Origin of the sequence: Colwellia sp. TT2012, assembly GCF_001440345.1 — a bacterium.
GTDB lineage: Bacteria > Pseudomonadota > Gammaproteobacteria > Enterobacterales > Alteromonadaceae > Colwellia.
In genome coordinates, this window is the sequence record NZ_LJYX01000115.1 from 1 (window position 1) to 848 (window position 848).

The window sequence follows — 848 nt, forward strand, 5'->3', positions numbered from 1 at the left end:
CGGCGTCGGTGTAGTCGAGCACGGCGTTGGCCACGTCGGACACTTCGGCACGGGTCGGCATCGGGTTCTGGATCATCGACTCCATCATCTGGGTCGCCACGATCACCGCTTTATTGTGGCGACGAGCGTGCAGGATGATTTTCTTCTGGATGCCGATCAGCTCAGCATCACCGATTTCCACGCCGAGGTCGCCACGGGCAACCATCACTGCGTCGGATGCCTTGATCAGGCCGTCGAGGGTTTCGTCATCGGCCACGGCTTCAGCGCGCTCGATCTTCGCTACCAGCCAGGCAGTGCCGCCGGCTTCGTCGCGCAGTTGGCGGGCGTATTCCATGTCGGCAGCGTCGCGCGGGAAGGACACGGCGAGGTAGTCCACTTCCATTTCGGCGGCGAGCTTGATGTCAGCCTTGTCTTTTTCAGTCAGGGCTGGCGCGGTCAGGCCACCACCGCGACGGTTGATGCCTTTGTGGTCGGACAGCGGGCCGCCGATGATCACGGTGCAGTTCAGCTCGGTGACGGTGGCGGTGTCGACGCGCATGACCACTCGGCCATCGTCCAGCAGCAGTTCGTCGCCGACGCCGCAATCCTTGACCAGGTCCGGGTAGTCGATACCCACGACTTGCTGGTTGCCTTCGGTCAGCGGATGGCTGGTGGAGAAGGTGAACTTGTCACCGATCTTCAGCTCGATGCGCTTGTTGCCGAATTTGGCGATCCGGATCTTCGGACCTTGCAGGTCACCCAGCAGCTCGACGAAGCGGCCATGCTTGGCGGCGATGTCACGTACCCGCTTGGCGCGAGCCTTGTGCTCGTCCGGGGTGCCGTGGGAGCAGTTCCGACGTGCAACGTCC

General features: G+C 63.0%; 1 protein-coding gene. It reads right to left on the reverse strand.

Features of this window, described 5'->3' with window-relative positions:
* The coding region (gene pyk, locus ASU03_RS20305; protein WP_082627366.1) for a pyruvate kinase at positions 1-848 on the reverse strand (848 nt) is incomplete at both ends.